The 16,813-nt window shown below is 66.6% G+C and carries 16 protein-coding genes; 11 read left to right on the forward strand and 5 right to left on the reverse strand.

Features of this window, described 5'->3' with window-relative positions:
- Positions 1-33: 33 nt before the first annotated feature.
- The gene (locus tag AC1RQG_RS13450; protein ID WP_493132089.1) at positions 34-558 is read right to left on the reverse strand and encodes a cytochrome b; all 525 of its coding nucleotides are present in this window, start codon (positions 556-558) and stop codon (positions 34-36) included.
- A gap of 187 nt (positions 559-745) precedes the next feature.
- Positions 746-2,122 carry an adenylosuccinate lyase gene (gene purB / locus AC1RQG_RS13455; protein ID WP_493132091.1) on the reverse strand — a complete coding sequence of 459 codons (1,377 nt, stop codon included), beginning with the start codon at positions 2,120-2,122 and terminating at the stop codon, positions 746-748.
- 224 nt (positions 2,123-2,346) lie between these two features.
- Here purB and AC1RQG_RS13460 point away from each other — a divergent pair, with 224 nt between their 5' ends.
- The 6 genes from AC1RQG_RS13460 to AC1RQG_RS13485 all read left to right on the forward strand — a co-directional run bounded on the left by AC1RQG_RS13460 (position 2,347) and on the right by AC1RQG_RS13485 (position 11,033).
- Entirely contained in the window at positions 2,347-2,955 is a 609-nt protein-coding gene (locus AC1RQG_RS13460) for a glutathione S-transferase family protein (protein ID WP_493132093.1), read from the forward strand.
- 7 nt (positions 2,956-2,962) lie between these two features.
- The gene (locus AC1RQG_RS13465) at positions 2,963-4,027 is read left to right on the forward strand and encodes a LacI family DNA-binding transcriptional regulator (protein WP_493132095.1); all 1,065 of its coding nucleotides are present in this window, start codon (positions 2,963-2,965) and stop codon (positions 4,025-4,027) included.
- Positions 4,028-4,372: 345 nt separating this feature from the next.
- Positions 4,373-6,685 carry a TonB-dependent receptor gene (locus tag AC1RQG_RS13470; protein WP_493132097.1) on the forward strand — a complete coding sequence of 771 codons (2,313 nt, stop codon included), beginning with the start codon at positions 4,373-4,375 and terminating at the stop codon, positions 6,683-6,685.
- 66 nt (positions 6,686-6,751) lie between these two features.
- A complete protein-coding gene (locus AC1RQG_RS13475; RefSeq protein WP_493132099.1) occupies positions 6,752-8,626 on the forward strand; it encodes an alpha-amylase family glycosyl hydrolase in 1,875 nt (624 codons plus the stop codon).
- 32 nt (positions 8,627-8,658) lie between these two features.
- A complete protein-coding gene (locus AC1RQG_RS13480; RefSeq protein ID WP_493132101.1) occupies positions 8,659-9,627 on the forward strand; it encodes a PfkB family carbohydrate kinase in 969 nt (322 codons plus the stop codon).
- 14 nt (positions 9,628-9,641) lie between these two features.
- A complete protein-coding gene (locus AC1RQG_RS13485; protein ID WP_493132103.1) occupies positions 9,642-11,033 on the forward strand; it encodes an MFS transporter in 1,392 nt (463 codons plus the stop codon).
- A 31-nt stretch (positions 11,034-11,064) separates the two neighbouring features.
- Here the strand turns inward: AC1RQG_RS13485 and bfr are convergent, their stop codons facing one another.
- Positions 11,065-11,535 (reverse strand): bacterioferritin, encoded by a 471-nt coding sequence (gene bfr / locus AC1RQG_RS13490; RefSeq protein ID WP_493132104.1) that lies wholly within the window; start codon positions 11,533-11,535, stop codon positions 11,065-11,067.
- Positions 11,536-11,650: 115 nt separating this feature from the next.
- Positions 11,651-11,857: a (2Fe-2S)-binding protein gene (locus AC1RQG_RS13495; protein WP_493132106.1), complete on the reverse strand. Its 207-nt coding sequence runs from the start codon at positions 11,855-11,857 to the stop codon at positions 11,651-11,653.
- A 247-nt stretch (positions 11,858-12,104) separates the two neighbouring features.
- Between AC1RQG_RS13495 and AC1RQG_RS13500 the strand changes: the two genes are divergently transcribed.
- The 5 genes from AC1RQG_RS13500 to AC1RQG_RS13520 all read left to right on the forward strand — a co-directional run bounded on the left by AC1RQG_RS13500 (position 12,105) and on the right by AC1RQG_RS13520 (position 15,171).
- On the forward strand, positions 12,105-12,371 hold the full coding sequence (locus AC1RQG_RS13500; protein ID WP_182157048.1) for a FeoA family protein: 267 nt from the start codon (positions 12,105-12,107) through the stop codon (positions 12,369-12,371).
- Between the two features lie 2 nt (positions 12,372-12,373).
- On the forward strand, positions 12,374-14,266 hold the full coding sequence (feoB, locus tag AC1RQG_RS13505) for a ferrous iron transporter B (protein ID WP_493132108.1): 1,893 nt from the start codon (positions 12,374-12,376) through the stop codon (positions 14,264-14,266).
- A 1-nt stretch (position 14,267) separates the two neighbouring features.
- Entirely contained in the window at positions 14,268-14,546 is a 279-nt protein-coding gene (locus AC1RQG_RS13510; RefSeq protein WP_493132110.1) for a DUF6587 family protein, read from the forward strand.
- 90 nt (positions 14,547-14,636) lie between these two features.
- Complete coding sequence (locus AC1RQG_RS13515) at positions 14,637-14,906, forward strand: BrnT family toxin (RefSeq protein WP_493132112.1); 270 nt, start codon at positions 14,637-14,639, stop codon at positions 14,904-14,906.
- Positions 14,890-15,171, forward strand: a complete 282-nt coding sequence (locus AC1RQG_RS13520) for a BrnA antitoxin family protein (protein ID WP_493132114.1) — start codon at positions 14,890-14,892, stop codon at positions 15,169-15,171. Before AC1RQG_RS13515 ends, AC1RQG_RS13520 begins: the two co-directional genes overlap by 17 nt.
- Position 15,172: 1 nt before the next feature.
- Here the strand turns inward: AC1RQG_RS13520 and AC1RQG_RS13525 are convergent, their stop codons facing one another.
- Positions 15,173-16,783 (reverse strand): FMN-binding glutamate synthase family protein, encoded by a 1,611-nt coding sequence (locus AC1RQG_RS13525; protein ID WP_493132116.1) that lies wholly within the window; start codon positions 16,781-16,783, stop codon positions 15,173-15,175.
- Positions 16,784-16,813: the final 30 nt, after the last annotated feature.

The raw sequence follows: 16,813 nt of genomic DNA on the forward strand, positions 1-16,813 counted from the left end.
AGCTCCTGTGTGGGGTGTCGGGTGGAAGGGCGTTCAGGGCAGCATGCGCTTGAGCACATCGTCGCGGTCGATGAAGTGGTGCTTGAGCGCGGCCAGCGCGTGCAGCACGACGATGCCGGCCATGGTCATGGTGAGAACATAGTGGACGCTTTTTAAGACAGGCTTAAGCTCGGGGTTGGGCGCGATCAGCGACGGCAGTTGCACCAGGCCCAGGTAGACCACGGGCACGCCGGCCGCGCAGGTGTACAGGTAGCCGGAGATGGGCACGGCGAAGATCAGCAGGTACAGCAGGTGGTGCGCGCCGTCGGCGGCCTTGACCTGCCATGCCGGCATGCCGGCCGGCGCCGGCGGCGGCCTATTGGCCTTGCGCCACAGCACGCGCACGCAGGCGACCAGCAGCACCGTCATGCCCAGCCATTTATGCCAGGAGTAGTACTTGAGTTTGGTGGGGGTGATGCCGTGGATTTCCGTCATCGTCAGGCCGAGGAAGAAGGCGGCGATGATCAGCAGGGCGGTCAGCCAGTGCAGCAGCATGGCGGGTTTGGTATAGCGTTGCATGGGCGATAGCTCAGAAAATAGTACGTGTTAGGACTAAATGGTGCGGCCAATATACCAAAGAATCGCCGGACGTGCTGAGCGGCTCCCGAAATGCGAAAACCGGGGACAGCCCCCAATTTCCCAGCAATTATGCTTGAAAATTGGGCGCCGTCCCCGGTTTCGGGAAATCGGGGCCGTCCCCGATGGCTCAGATGGCCTGGGCCAGCTGTTCGGCGATGCCGGTGTAGTTGGCCGGGGTCATGGCCAGCAGCAGGTCCTTGGCATCCTGCGGGATGGCCAGGCCGGTGATGAACTCGCGCAGCGCGTCCTTGGAGATGCCTTTGCCGCGGGTCAGTTCCTTCAGCTGTTCGTACGGGTTGGCGATGCCGTAGCGGCGCATCACGGTCTGCACCGGCTCGGCCAGCACTTCCCAGTTCGCGTCCAGGTCGGCGGCCAGGCGGGCCGGGTTCACTTCCAGCTTGTTCAGGCCGCGCAGGCAGCTGTCATAGGCCAGCAGCGTGTAGCCGAAGCCGACGCCGATGTTGCGCAGCACGGTCGAATCGGTCAGGTCGCGCTGCATGCGCGACACGGGCAGCTTCTCCGACAGGTGCTTGAGCACGGCGTTGGCCAGGCCCAGGTTGCCCTCCGAGTTCTCGAAGTCGATCGGGTTGACCTTGTGCGGCATGGTCGACGAGCCGATCTCGCCGGCCTTGGTCTTTTGCTTGAAGTAGCCGAGCGAGACGTAGCTCCAGATGTCGCGGTTCAGGTCCAGCAGGATGGTGTTGACGCGCGCGAAGGCGTCGAACAGCTCGGCCATGTAGTCGTGCGGTTCGATCTGGATCGTGTACGGGTTGAACACCAGGCCCAGGCGCTGCTCGATCACGTTCTGCGAGAACGCGGGCCAGTCGAAGCCGGGATAGGCCGACAGGTGGGCGTTGTAGTTGCCGACGGCGCCGTTCATCTTGCCCAGGATTTCCACCTGTTCGATGCGCTTGATGGCGCGCTGCAGGCGGGCCACCACGTTGGCCATCTCCTTGCCCAGCGTGGTCGGGCTGGCGGTCTGGCCGTGGGTGCGCGACAGCATCGGCAGGGCCGCGTTGGCGTGGGCGATCTCGGTCAGTCGCGCGATCAGCGCGTGCAAGGCCGGCAGCATCACGCTGTCGCGGGCCGCCTTCAGCATCATGCCGTGCGAGGTGTTGTTGATGTCTTCCGAGGTGCAGGCGAAGTGGATGAACTCGGACGCGGCCACCAGCTCCGGCATGTCCTTGACCTGTTCCTTGAGCCAGTACTCGACGGCCTTGACGTCGTGGTTGGTGACGGCCTCGATTTCCTTGATGCGGGCCGCGTCTTCCTCCGAGAACTCGTGGGCGATCTTGTCGAGCAGGCTCATGGCCTCATGCGAGAACGGCTTGATCTCGTCGAAACCGGCCAGCGACAGCGCCTGCAGCCACGAGATCTCCACCTTGACGCGGTGGTGCATGAAGCCCGATTCGGACAGGATGGGACGCAGCTTGTCGGTCTTGGCGGCGTAGCGGCCGTCGAGTGGGGACAGGGCCGACAGCGTGGAGTAAGGAGTAGTAGTCATGGACAGGGCAGCAGAAGTTAAGAAAACCAGGAAAACAACGGTGCGGCGGGGCGCGGGGGACGGGCCGGCGACGCTGGCGACGCGCCCGAAGCGCGGGCAAACCCGCATTTTACCATTGGCCGGACCGGCCCGCCTGTTGCGGCGCCGCGCCGGCTTGACCACGCGCGCCGCCAACGCGGTGGGCCGATGCTATACTGTTACCTAATCTTCTACTCCTAGCGTCTATGAAACTCATCGGTTCCCTCGCCAGTCCTTATGTACGCAAAGTCCGTGTCGTGTTAGCGGAAAAGAAGCTCGACTATCAGTTTGAACTCGAAAATGTGTGGGCCTCCGAGACCACCATCCAGAAACTGAACCCGCTGGGCAAGGTGCCGAGCCTGGTCATGGAGGACGGCACGGTGATGATCGACTCGCGCGTGATGGTCGAGTATCTCGACACGCTCACGCCCGTGTGCAAGCTGCTGCCGCCCAACGGCCGCGAGCGCGCCGACATCAAGTGCTGGGAGGCGCTGGCCGACGGCGTGCTGGACGCGGGCGTGCTGGTGCGCCTCGAGCGCACGCTGCGCCCGCCCGAGCAGCAGAGCGCCGACTGGATCGCGCGCCAGTTGCGCAAGGTGGAACTGGGCCTGGCCTCGATGGCCGACAAGCTCGGCGACCAGCCCTATTGCGCCGGCATCCATTATTCGCTGGCCGACGTGGCCGTCGGCTGCGCGCTGGGCTGGCTCGCGTTCCGCTTCCCGGAAATCGACTGGCGCGACACCCATCCGAACCTGGCCCGCCTGCACGACAAGCTGGCCGAACGGCCATCGTTCAAGGACACGGTGCCGCAGTAAGCGCGCCATGCCCAAAACCCCGCCGCCGGCCGACCAGCCCAGCCCGGCGCAGCAACAGCGGCTGCAGATGGCCGACATCGCGCGCCTGGCCGGGGTCTCCACCTCGACCGTCTCGCGCGCGCTGAGCGGCAGCACGCTGGTCAACGACGAAACCCGGGCCCGCATCCTCGAGCTGGCCCGCTCGCTCAAGTACACGATCAACATCGGCGCGCAGAACCTGCGCCTCAAGCAGAACCGCACCATCGGCGTGGTGATCCCGTACGACTCGGCCACGCGCCAGCACCTGACCGATCCGTTCTTCCTCGCCATGCTGGGCAGCCTGGCCGACGCGCTCACCGAGCAGGGCTTCGACATGCTGGTGAGCCGGGTCGACGCCGAGCAGCTCGACGCGGCCGCCGCGCCGTTCGACACGGGCCGCGTGATCGGCGTGGTGCTGATCGGCCAGTGGCGCCACCACGATCAACTGAACCAGTTGGCCGCCCGTCATGTGCCGATGGTGGTGTGGGGCGCGCAGCTGCCGCAGCAACTGTACTGCACCGTCGGCGGCGACAACGTGGCCGGCGGCCGGCTGGCCACGGCGCACCTGCTGCAGCAGGGCCGGCGCCGCATCGCCTTCCTCGGCGACACGGGGCTGCCCGAGGTCGCGCAACGCTACCAGGGTTATACCGAGGCGCTGGCCGCCGCCGGGCTGGCGCCCGATCCGCAATTGCAGGTCGACGTGTCGTTCCTGCCGCAGGCGGGCGGCGAAGGCGTGCAGGAATTGCGCCGGCGCGCGGTGCCGTTCGACGCCGTGTTCGCGTGCAGCGACTTGCTGGCCATGGCGGCCGTGAACACGCTGCGCCAGCACGGCGTGGACGTGCCGGGGCAAGTGGCCGTGGTCGGCTACGACGATATCGAACTGTCCAGTTATTTCCATCCTCCCCTCAGTTCCGTGCGCCAGCCCATGCGCGAGGCGGGCCGCGCGCTGGTCGCGGCGCTGCTGGCGCTGACGGAAGGCCGGCCCGCGCCGTCGCGCCTGCTGCCCACCGAGCTGGTCGTGCGCGACAGCAGCGTGGCGCATTCCACTCGCTAGCGTTCTTTCTTGTCCGGTTAGTTGCGTACTCAAGTAAATTGCAACCGATTGCATTTTATTTTGCAAATATGCGACAGTTTTCGTGCTGCGGTGCAGCATAAAACATGCTGTTCATCACGTAAATCTCCTTGTTTTAAAGAGTTTTCATAGTGCGCGCTGCCGCCGGTTTTGGACGCCAAGCCATGCTGCATCGCTTCATTGCAATCGATTGCAATAATTTCGCAATCGAGGAATAATGGCGCACCTGCTCAGTAATTCAGCACAATAAACAACCGGCTCAACAGGTTGCGCTGAACGCGAGTCCAACCGCCGCCAAGACGCGGTGCACATACCTGGAGGAGAACCATGGAACAATCGAAAGTCAAACTGAGCGGCGTGGCCGCCGCCGTCGCGCTGGCCATGCTGCAACTGGGCGCCGCCCACGCCCAGCAGGCTGACGCCACCGCCACCGCCACCGCCACCGCCGCCCAGCCGGCCGATGGCCTGAATCTGGAGCGCATCGTCGTCACCGGCACCACCGGCGGCGCGACCAAGATGAAGTCCAGCGTCTCCATCTCCACCATGGACCCGGACGCCATCAAGCAGTCCGCGCCCACCAGCGCGGCCGAAGTGCTGCGCTCCGTGCCGGGCGTGCGCTCGGAATCGTCGGGCGGCGAAGGCAACGCCAACATCACCGTGCGCGGCGTGCCCATCTCGGCCGGCGGCGCGCGCTACGTGCAGATCCAGGAAGACGGCTTGCCCGTGCTGCAGTCGGGCGACTTCAACTTCATCACGCCCGACAGCTACGTGAAGATCGACGGCACGCTGGACCACCTGGAAGTGGTGCGCGGCGGTTCGGCCTCCACCCTGGCCACCAACTCGCCGGGCGGCATCATCAACTTCATCAGCAAGACCGGCGAGGAGAAGGGCGGCCATATCGGCATCAGCCGTGGCCTCGGCTACGACGAGACCCGCTACGACTTCGACTACGGCGCGCCCATCTCCGACAAGACCCGCTTCTTCATCGGCGGCCACTATCGCAGCGGCGAAGGCATCCGCAACACGGGCCTGAGCACGGAGAGCGGCGGCCAGATCCGCGGCAACGTGACCCATGAGCTGGACAACGGTTTCATCCGCATCTCGTTCAAGCACCTGGACGACAAGTCGCCCACCGCGCTGCCGGTGCCGGTGCGCGTGGTGAACCAGCAGGTCACGGAGATCCCCGGCATCGACCCGCGCAAGGTCAGCTTCTATTCGCCGTACTGGGTGCGCGACGTGGTGCTGGACAAGAACAACAACCCCGTCTCCACCAACGTCAACGACGGCCTGCGCGTGAAGAGCGATGCGCTGGGCCTGGAAGGCTCGTTCGACCTGGGCGGCGGCTGGACCCTGAGCGACAAGTTCCGCAAGGCCAGCAACAGCGGCCGCTTCGCCGGCGTGTTCCCGGCCGATAACGGCACCGTGGGCAGCTATGTGTTCGCCACCGGCCCCAACAAGGGCAAGGCCTACAACGGGCTGGCCATCAACGCCGTCGTGTTCAACACCTCGATCGACGACGCCGGCAACACCTTGAACGACACCAAGCTGTCCAAGACCTTCCAGCTGGCCGGCGGCGGCAAGCTGACCGGCACGGCCGGCCTGTACGCGTCGACCCAGCAACTGGGGCTGACGTGGAACTTCAACCAGTACCTGCTGCAGGCGACCGGCGACAAACCGGCCCTGCTGCAAACGGCCAGCGCCACGCCCGGCTACGTGGGCCCGGCCTGGGGCGGCTGCTGCATGCGCGCCGTGGACATGGAGTACAAGCTGACGTCGCCGTACCTGAACGTGGGCTTCGAACAGGGCCCGCTCAACGTGGACGCCAGCGTGCGCCAGGACCGCCAGCGCGCCAGCGGCACGGCCAACATCGCCACCGGCGGCCTGCATTACGACGCGGCCAACACGCAGATGGTGGACTACAAGATCAACCACAACTCGTACTCGGTGGGCGGCAACTACCGGCTCACCAAGGACCTGGCGCTGTTCGCCCGCGTCAGCGATGGCGTGGCCTTCAACGCCGACCGCATCCTGTTCGGCACCCCGCTCGACGGCACGGCGCCCATCAACATCAACACCGTCAAGCAGCTCGAAGGCGGTCTGAAATGGCGGCGCGGCGGCGTGAGCACCTTCGTCACGCTGTTCCAGGCCAAGACGGATGAAACCAACTACGAGGCGACCACCCAGCGCAGCACGGCCAACAGCTACGACGCCAAGGGCGCCGAACTGGAAGCGGCCTACAACGCGGGCGACTTTCGCATCAATGGCGGCCTCACTTACACCGACGCCAAGATCACCGGCACCGCGCCCGGCGACGTGGCCGTGATCGGCAACACGCCGCGCCGCCAGGCCAAGGTGGTGTACCAGCTGGCGCCGACCTACACCTGGAACGACCTGACGGTGGGCGGCAGCGTCGTCGGCACCGGCAAGTCGTGGGCCGACGACGCGCACACCATCGTGATGCCGGCCTACCAGGTGGTGAGCGCGTTCGTGAACTACCAGCTGTCGCAGCAGGCCGTGGTGTCGCTCAGCGCGAACAACCTGTTCGACAAGATCGGCTACACCGAAGTGGAAGGCGACGGCCACGCGGCCCGCTCCGTCACCGGCCGCTCGGTCAAGCTGAGCCTGAGCTACGCCTTCTAAGCAAGGCCACCCCGGCGCGGCCAGCCAGTCCGGCGGCCGCGCCTTTCCCTCCTTTTTTTTAGCACCATGACGACTACTCTCACACCCGCCGAACGCATGCTGGCAGCGTTACCCGCGCCATTGCAGCCGGGCGCCGCGCGCCGCCTGGCCGCCCACGAACCGGCCTTGCGCCGGCTGCTGGCCGGCCTGTACGGCGGCCACGCCGGCTTCGACGCCTGGCTGGGCGACCTGATGGAAAACCTGGGCCGGCTGCTCGCGGCCCGTCCGGAGGCGCTGCGCGCGCTGGACGCGGCGCGCGCCGCCGAGCCGGACTGGTTCCTCAGCCAGCGCATGCTGGGCTACTGCGCCTACGTGCAGAACTTCGGCGGCGACCTGCAAGGCGTGGCGCGCCAGATCCCGCACCTGCAGGCGATGGGCGTGAGCTATCTGCACCTGCTGCCGTTCCTGCGCGCGCGCGCCGGCGAGAACGACGGCGGCTTCGCCGTGGCCAGCTTCGACGAGGTGGAACCGGCGCTGGGCACCGTCGCCGACCTGGAGACGCTGACGGCGCAACTGCGCGTGGCCGGCATCAGCCTTTGCTCCGACTTCATCCTCAACCACGTGGCAGACGACCACGCGTGGGCGCAGGGCGCGCGCGCCGGCGATGCGTCCATGCGCGCCATGTTCCACGTGTTCCCCGACCGCGCGGTGCCGGACCGTTACGAACGCACGCTGGGCCAGGTGTTCCCGCAGGTCGCGCCGGGCAATTTCACGCAAGTGGACGCGCTGGGCGGCTGGGTCTGGACCACGTTCTATCCCTACCAGTGGGACCTGAACTACGCCAACCCGGCCGTGTTCGCGGCCATGGCGGCGGCCCTGCTGCGGCTGGCCAACCGTGGCATCGAAGTGTTCCGCCTCGATTCCACTGCCTTCCTGTGGAAGCGTGAAGGCACCAACTGCATGAACCAGCCGGAGGCGCACCAGCTGCTGCAAGCGATGCGCGCCATCGTCGATATCGTGGTGCCGGGCGTGCTGCTCAAGGCCGAGGCCATCGTGCCCACGCGCGAACTGCCCGCGTATTTCGGCGAGGCCGGCGCGCCCGAATGCCACATCGCCTACCACAGCAGCCTGATGGCGGCAGGGTGGGCCGCGCTGGCCGAGCAGGACGCCAGCCTGGTGCGCGCCGTGGCCGCCAACACGCCGCCACTGCCGCCGGCGGCCAGCTGGCTCAGTTACGTGCGCTGCCATGACGACATCGGCTGGTACGTGCTGCGCGCGGAAGCGGGCGCGGACGGACAGGACGCGAACGCCCGCCTGGCCCGCGTGGCCCAGTTCTACAGCGGCGCCAACGGCAGCTATGCGCGCGGCGCCGCGTTCCAGAGCAGCGATCCAAACGCGGCCCACGGCAGCAATGGCATGGCCGCCTCGCTGGCCGGGCTGGAGGCGGCCGACACGGCTGGCCAGCGCGAACTGGCGTTGCGCCGCGTGCTGCTGCTGCAAGGACTGGCGCTGAGCTTCGGCGCGCTGCCGGTGCTGTACATGGGCGACGAGCTGGCGCAAACCAACGACTACAGCTACACCGAACGTCCGCAGCACGCGATGGACAGCCGCTGGCTGCAGCGGCCCCGCTTCGACCGCGACCGCTGGGCCGCCCGCCATGACGCCGGCACCATCCCGGGCCGCATGTACGGCGCGCTGCGTCAGTTGATCCTGCAGCGGCGGCGCCACGATGCGCTGGCCGCCGGCGCACCGCGCGCCGTGCTCGACGCGGGCCACCCGGCCGTGCTGGCGCTGGCGCGCGGTCCGCGCCTGCTGGTGCTGATGAATTTCTCCGGCCAGGCCCATACGGTGGCGCTGGACGGCGACTGGACGTGCTGCCAGGACGGCCGCATACTGGCTGGCGAAACGACGCTGGAGCCATGGGCCATGCTGTGGCTGGAACGGCCGGAGCGTGCCGCATGAACGCGCCACAACCAACGCAAGGAGTGCAGACCATGCGCGACAACGGAAACAAGGCCAACGCGATCGCCGTGTTCGGCGAAGCCCTGGTGGACGATTTCATCACCGAGCAGGTGGTGGGCGGCGCGCCGTTCAACATGGCGCGCCACCTGGCCGCCTTTGGCGCGGACACGCTGATGATCACGCGCATCGGGCAGGATGCGAACGGCGCCCGCGTGCGCGCCGAATTCGCCCGCTACGGCATGACGCAGGCCGGCTTGCAGGTCGATTCCGTCGCGCCCACCGGGCGGGTGGTGGTCGAACGCGATGACGCGGGCCACCGTTTCATCATCGAGCCCGACCAGGCCTACGACTACATCGAACCGGCGCCCGCATTGGCGGCGTTGCTGGCGTCCCATGCCGGCACGCTGTATTTCGGCACGCTGGCCCAGCGTGCCAGCGGCTCGCGCGGCACCTTGCAGGTGCTGCTGGCATCGTCGCGCGCCACACGCTTCCTGGATCTGAATGTGCGCGAAGGGCAGGTGACGGAGCGCTGCGTGTTCGAATCGCTGCACCAGGCCGACATCGTCAAGGTCAACGAGGAGGAATTGCAGGCGCTGTTCGACTGGTACACCCACGACCGCCCCGGCACCGGCGACGCCGCCAGCCCCGCGCTGCGTTCGGCCTGCGGCCGTTTGCTGCGCACCTTCTCGCTGCAGGGGCTGATCGTCACGCTCGGCCCGCGCGGGGCCGTCTATTTCGATGCCGATGGCGGCGTCCACGTCAGCCAGCCGGCGAGCGCGCCGGTGCGGCTGGTGGACACGGTGGGCGCGGGCGACGCGTTTTCCGCCGTGTTCCTGCATGGCCGCGCGCAGGGCTGGCCGCTGGCCGACACGCTGGCGCGGGCCAACGCCTTCGCCGCCGCCATTTGCGGCATCGCCGGCGCCGTGCCGCAGGACCTGGCGTTCTACGCGCCATGGCTGGCAAGCTGGCAGGCTGGCGCAGATGCGCTGGCGGCGTCCTGAACGGGGAGGAGGCGATGGCGATCAGCAAACCGCATCTGTCGTTCTGGCAGATCGTGAACATGAACTTCGGCTTCTTCGGCATCCAGTTCAGCTTCGGCCTGCAGCAGAGCAGCATGAGCCCGATCTACAAATACCTGGGCGCCGACGAGGCCAGCCTGCCCTACCTGTGGCTGGCCGGTCCCATGACGGGGCTGCTGGTGCAGCCGCTGATCGGCGCCATGAGCGACCGCACCGTCACGCGTTGGGGGCGGCGCACGCCGTACTTCTTGGTGGGCGCCATCGTGTGCAGCATCGGCCTGCTGCTGATGCCGTTCAGCCCCGCGCTGTGGATGGCGGCCGGCCTGCTGTGGATACTGGACGCGGCCAACAACGTGACGATGGAACCGTACCGCGCCTTCGTCAGCGACAAGCTGGCGCCCGCGCAGCACTCGATCGGCTTCCTGACCCAGAGCGCCTTCACGGGGCTGGGCCAGACGCTGGCCTACCTGACGCCGTCGCTGCTGGTGTGGTGGGGCATGGACAAGGATGCCGTCAATGGCCACCACATTCCGCACGTGGTGATCGTGGCGTTCGTGATCGGCGCCGTGTGCTCGATCGCCTCCGTGCTGTGGACGCTCAGGACCACGCCCGAGCATCCGCTGTCGGACGATGAACTGGCCGGGCTGCGCGCCCTGCCCGCCGGCTGGCGCCACACGCTGGCCGACATCGTGGACGCCGTGCGCGAGATGCCGCCCACCATGAAGCAGCTGGCGCTGGTCAAGCTGTTCCAGTGGTACGCCATGTTCTGCTACTGGCAGTACATCATGCTGTCGCTGTCCACCACCATCTACGGCACCACCGACCAGACCACGCAGGGCTTCCGCGACGCGGGCCTGCTGACCGGGCAGGTGGGGGCGTTCTACAACGGCGTGGCGTTCGTGGGCGCGCTGGCGCTGGTGCCGTTCACGCGCCGCTACGGGCCCAAGGCGATGCACAGCGTCTGCCTGGCGCTGGCCGGCGCCGGCATGCTGTGTATTCCGCTGATCCATACGCCGCTGCTGCTGTTGCTGCCGATGGTCGGTATCGGGCTGGCGTGGGCCAGCATCATGGGCAACCCGTATGTGATGCTGGCCGGCTGCATCCCGCCCGAGCGCACGGGGGTCTACATGGGCATCTTCAACATGTTCATCGTGATCCCGATGATCATCCAGATCTTCACGCTGCCGTTGTACTACCGCAGCTGGCTGGGCGGGAATCCGGAGAACGTGATCCGGCTGGCGGGCGGCTTGATGCTGTGCGGCGCGCTGGCCGTGTTGTTCGTCAAGCTCAGGCCGCGCGCGGCGGCAGGGGAGGTCGCGCAGGACGGGCAGACCGCGCCGACAGTGCAGGATGTGGCCGCATCGGCGCTGGGCGGCGGCCACCATTGAGAGCGGGGAGCGGGCCGGGCGGCCCGCTCGTTCAATCGTCCATCTGGCTTTGCAGGTAGTTCTGCAGGCCGACCTTGGCGATCAGGTCGATCTGGGTTTCCAGCCAGTCGATGTGTTCTTCCGTGTCTTCCAGGATTTCCAGCAGCAGGTCGCGCGACACGTAGTCGGCCGCCTTCTCGCAGGCGGCGATGCCTTCCTTGACGGTGACCTGGGCGCCACGTTCCAGTTGCAGGTCGCAACCGAGCATCTCTTCCGTGTTCTCGCCCACCATCACCTTGTGCAGCGCCTGCAGGTTGGGCAGGCCGTCGAGCATCAGGATGCGGTCGATCAGGCGGTCGGCGTGCTTCATCTCGCCGATCGATTCCTCGTATTCCTTCTTGCCCAGCTTGCCCAGGCCCCAGTGGCGGTACATGCGCGAGTGCAGGAAGTACTGGTTGATCGCGGTCAGTTCATTGGTCAGCTGCGCGTTGAGCTGTTTGATGACGTCTTGGTCGCCCTTCATGATGTCGCCTTCCCTGTGGTGGTGGAGTGCTGTCATTTTGCCATGAAAGGGCGCGCACGCGTAGCGCCGCACGTGGCGCGGCGCAGCATGCGCGGCTGCGGAGGGATGCGGTACCTTATTCGGCCAGCACGGGACGCTTGAGCGTCGTCTCGTTCAGCTTGGCCAGCTGGGTGTCGAGCACGCCCTGGGCGCACTCGGCGCACTGGCCGCAGCAGGTGGCCACACCCAGCTGTTCGCGCAGCTCATCCATGGTGCGCAGCCCCAGTTCGACGGCTTGGCGGATTTCACGGTCGGAGATATTGTTGCAAACACAAACAATCATCGAAGCACCCAATGCGGAGGAGAAAAAAGAAGGAATGATGAACAATATTGCGCTTTTCTCAATGCGAATCATTCTCATTACGTGGTTTATTCTGCCGTAAAATCAAGCAATCCGCAAGCGCAAATAGAAACCATTCGCATTCCCGTTTATAATGCTACTATTGATCTTGCCGGCGGGAATGCGATCTTGCAGCGCGCCGGCAAGCCGCAGCGGACCTTGCCGCGCGGCCACCCAACCGGACATTGCCATGACACTAGCGCCCACGCTGATCAAACTCGACACCCTGCCCACGGGCAGTAGCGGCACGGTGGTGCACGTGGCCCCCGGCGACCCGGCCGACGACGGCGCCGACCTGGCGCGCCGCCTGATGGAGCTGGGCTTCGTGCCGGGCGAGAAGATCCGCCTGCTCAAGCGCGGCATGCCCGGCGGCGAACCGCTGGCCATCAAGGTCGGCAATTCCACGTTCGCGCTGCGCCGCTTCGAGGCCGCGCTGATCTCGATTCAACCGGAATGACCATGGGCGCTGCGGAAAAGACGATGGCGGCCGTGTCGCAACTGCCGATGGTGGCGTTGCTGGGCAATCCCAATTGCGGCAAGACCGCGCTGTTCAACCGCCTGACCGGCGCGCGCCAGAAGGTGGCCAACTACGCCGGCGTGACCATCGAGCGCAAGGAGGGCATGTTCACCTCGCCCGAGGGGCGGCCGTTCCGCGTGCTGGACCTGCCGGGCGCCTACAGCCTGTCGGCCCACACCCCAGACGAGGCCATCACGCGCGACGTGGTGGCCGGCCTGCGCGCGGGCGAGCAGTCGCCCGACGTGGTGGTGTGCGTGGTGGACGCCACCAATCTGCGCCTGAACCTGCGCCTGGTACTCGAGATCAAGCGCCTGGGCCTGCCCATGGTGCTGGCGCTGAACATGGTGGACGTGGCGGCCAAGCGTGGCATCGTGATCGACGCCGACAAGCTGGCCGAGGAACTGGGCATGACGGTGGTGGAGACGGTGGCCGTGCAGGGCGGCGGCGAGAAGTCGCTGCTGCGCGCGCTGGACGCCATGTGGCCGCTGCGCACGGTGGCGGCCCAGCCGCTGTCGGCCATCGATGAAGTGTCGGTCGAGGACACGCAGCGCGAAGTGCGCCGCATCCTGGCCGCCGTCAGCAACGACTTCCACGACACCGGCAACCTGACCGAGAAGATCGACGACGTGGTGCTGCACCCGTTCATGGGCCCCGTGATCCTAGCCGTGCTGATGTTCCTCGTGTTCCAGGCCGTGTTCAGCTGGGCCAACGTGCCGATGGACATGATCAAGGCCGGCGTGGACAGCGTGGGCCAGTACCTGACGGCCCACATGGGCGAAGGCTTGCTGCGCAGCCTGCTGGTGGAGGGCATCCTGGGCGGCGCGGGCAGCGTGCTGGTGTTCCTGCCGCAGATCCTGATCCTGTTCTTCTTCATCCTCGTGCTCGAGGATTGCGGTTATCTGCCGCGCGCCGCCTTCCTGCTGGACCGGCTGATGGGCGGCGTGGGCCTGTCGGGCCGCGCCTTCATCCCGCTGCTGTCGAGCTTCGCGTGCGCCATCCCCGGCATCATGGCCGCGCGCACCATCCAGAACCCGCGCGACCGGCTGGTGACGATCATGATCGCGCCGCTGATGACGTGCTCCGCGCGCCTGCCCGTGTATGCGTTGATCATCGCCGCCTTCATCCCGGACCGCCAGGTGGCAGGCTTGATGAGCCTGCAGGGGCTGGTGCTGTTCGGCCTGTACGTGGCCGGCATCGTGTCGGCCATGGGCGTGGCCTACTTCATGAAGCGCACGTTCGGCGCCAACCACCAGCAGCCGCTGATGCTGGAGCTGCCCAGCTACCACTGGCCCCATCTGCGCAACCTGGCGCTGGGCCTGTGGGAGCGCGCCAAGATCTTCATGACCCGGGTCGGCACCATCATCCTGACCCTGATGGTGCTGCTGTGGTTCCTCAGCACCTTCCCCGGCGCGCCCGAAGGGGCCACCCATCCGGCCATCTACTACAGCATGGCCGGCATCGCGGGCCGCGCACTGGAGGTGGTGTTCGCGCCGATCGGCTTCAACTGGCAGATCTGCATCGCGCTGGTGCCGGGCCTGGCCGCGCGTGAAGTGGCGGTGGGCGCGCTGGGCACCGTGTACGCGCTGTCGCAGACGGGCGAGGCGCTGGCCTCTTCGCTCGAGCCCATCATCGCCGCGTCGTGGGCGCTGCCGACGGCCCTGTCCCTGCTGGCATGGTACGTGTTCGCGCCGCAGTGCATGTCCACCCTGAGCGTGGTGCGGCGCGAGACGGGCACCTGGCGCTATCCGGCGCTGATGGCCGGCTATATGTTCGCGCTGGCCTACACCGCCTCGTTCCTCACCTATCGCATCGCATTGTTGTTGACGGGAGCCTGATATGTGGCAGCAAGTGATCGTGGCGGTGATCGTGGCGGCGGCGGCGCTGCACTTCTGCACGCGCTATCTGCCGGCCGCGTGGCGGCGCCAGATCGTCTATTTCCTGTCGCGGCGCGGCTTCGACCAGAACCGGCTGGCGCGGTTGTTCCGCACCCAGTCCAGCTGCGGCGACGGTTGTTCGAGCTGCGGTTCCTGCGATTCCTCCCCGGCCGCCTCGTCCGACGCGCCGCCACCGTCCAAGCCATCCCAGCGCGTCATCAAACTGCACGTGCAACGCTGATCGTCCGTCGGCTGCGGCAGCGCAAACGCGCTGCCTGCGGCAAGCTTAATGTGTCCGTTGAAGTTTCCAATTTCGCGGATAACATGAAAGATGGAGATCACATTTGATCCCGAGAAAGACAAGCTCAACCGGCGCAAGCATGGTATTTCATTGCTGCGCGCAGCTGATTTTGAGTGGGATACGGCGGTGAGCTGGCTGGATCGGCGGTTTGATTACGAGGAGCTGCGCATGTGCGCAGTAGGTTTGATCGGCGTCCGCTTGTATTTTCTGGTGTACGTGGAAACGGATTATGCTTTGCGCGTAATTAGTTTGCGCAAGGCGAACGGAAAGGAGGAACAACGTTATGTTAGACAAACGTAAGATTGTTTTTGTTACCCCGGAAGAGGACGCCGAAATCACGGCCGCCGCGCTGGCCGATCCCGATGCGCAGCCCCTGACGGATGAGCAGCTTGAGCAGATGGTGCCCTGGACAGAATATGTCAAGACGCACGGCGTCCGCGTCACCACCCTGTTCGACCGCGACTTGGTGCGTGCCTTTATCAGCACCGGCGATGGCTGGCAACAGCGCATGAATGAGGCGCTGCGCGAATGGGCCACCGCGCGCGGCATGCTGCCCCCGGCCTGAATCACGCCAGCGGATGGAACGATTCCGCCTGCGCCATCGGCCAGTACATGCCGAACACGGGCGGCAGGCGTGACAGCTGGGTCGGGTCCAGCAACTCGCCTGGGTCCAGGTAGGGCAGCAGCGCGGACGCCAGCTTGACCTGGTTGGGCGAGATGCGCCGCACCAGGTGATGCGGCTTCAGTTGCGATGGATGCGTGAGCCCGGCGGCGGCCACCAGCCCGGCCAGCGCCTTCATCGTGTTCTGGTGGAAGTTGGCCACGCGCTGGGTCTTGTCCGGCACCACCAGCGCGCGCTGGCGCAGCTTGTCCTGGGTGGCCACGCCCGTTGGACAACGGTCCGTGTGGCAGTGCTGCGACTGGATGCAGCCGAGCGCGAACATGAAGCCGCGCGCCGAGTTGCACCAGTCCGCGCCGAGGGCCAGCAGGCGGGCGATGTCGAACGCCGTGATCACCTTGCCCGACGCGCCGATCTTGATCCGTTCGCGCAGGTTGGCGCCCACCAGCGTGTTATGCACGAGCAGCAGCGCTTCCTGCAACGGCGTGCCCACGTGGTCGGTGAATTCCACCGGCGCCGCGCCGGTGCCGCCTTCGCAGCCATCGACGACGATGAAGTCGGGTGTGATGCCGGTGGCCAGCATGGCTTTGACGATGCCGAAAAATTCCCATGGATGGCCCACCGCCAGCTTGAAGCCGGTCGGCTTGCCGCCCGACAGTTGGCGCAGCCGGTCGATGAAGGCCAGCATTTCCAGCGGCGTGGAGAAGGCCGAGTGGCTGGCCGGCGAGACGCAATCCTCGCCCCGCGGCACGCCGCGCGTGGTGGCGATCTCGATCGTCACCTTGGCGCCGGGCAGCACGCCGCCGTGGCCGGGCTTGGCCCCTTGCGACAGCTTCAGTTCGATCATCTTGACCTGCTCGGTGCAGGCGTTGGCCACGAAGCGCTCCTCGGAGAAGGTGCCGTCGGCGTTGCGGCAGCCGAAATAGCCGGAGCCGATTTCCCACACCAGGTCGCCCCCGTGCATGCGGTGGTAGGGGCTGATGCTGCCTTCGCCCGTGTCGTGCATGAAGTGGCCGATGCGGGCGCCGCCGTTCAGGGCCTGGATGGCGTTGGCCGACAGCGCGCCGAAGCTCATGGCCGAGATGTTGAACACGCTGGCCGAGTAGGGCTGGGCGCGCGGACAGTCCGGGTGGTTGCCGATCTCGATGCGGAAATCGTGGTGGGCTTCGGGCGCCGGCGCGATCGAATGGTTGATCCACTCGTAGCCGTCCTGGTAGACGTCGAGCTGGGTGCCGAACGGGCGCTTGTCGGTCTCCACCTTGGCGCGCTGGTAGACGATGCTGCGCTGGTTGCGCGAGAACGGCGCCGCCTGCGTGTCGTCCTCCAGGAAGTACTGGCGCATCTCGGGCCGGATCGCTTCGAGCAGGAAGCGCAGGTGGGCCAGGATCGGATAGTTGCGGCGCAGCGCGCGCCGGGTCTGCGTCAGGTCGGCCACGCCCAGCGCCACCAGTGCGGCGGCGGTGAGCGGCAGCCACGGGCTGGCCCCCATCAGCAGCGACAGCAGCAAGGTGGCGATGGCGAGCTGGAAGGCGATGTAACGCAGGGTCAGGTACTTCATGGACGCTCCGGTGACAAAAAGGGGGAGGGC

Source organism: Rugamonas sp. GW822-FHT03B10, from assembly GCF_058801745.1.